Here is a 286-nt window from a genome sequence, read left to right on the forward strand (position 1 = left end):
GCACCGCACCTTACAATCTGTCAGGTCGCCAGAAGGCTTGGGATACATCATCTGAAGAAAGAGAAACGAAGGCGGCATTATCCGCATGTATTCATCACATATTCCTGACAGTCAAAAACTATCAGTCCTATGTAACGGTTCGAAACTGACTATCTCGAACCCTTTGTTCTAACAAGATCAAGAAGGTCTGAACTTAAAAAGCTCTTTCCAATTCTTAATCTTCCTTAGAAAGGAGGTGATCCAGCCGCAGGTTCCCCTACGGCTACCTTGTTACGACTTCACCCCA

General features: G+C 44.8%; 1 rRNA gene. It reads right to left on the reverse strand.

Annotation, left to right across the window (positions count from 1 at the left end):
• Positions 1–228: 228 nt before the first annotated feature.
• Positions 229–286: ribosomal RNA gene (locus tag H3S83_RS11410) — 16S ribosomal RNA — on the reverse strand; the annotation flags it as partial.

The organism is Bartonella sp. W8122 (genome assembly GCF_016102485.1).
Lineage (GTDB): Bacteria > Pseudomonadota > Alphaproteobacteria > Rhizobiales > Rhizobiaceae > Bartonella > Bartonella apihabitans.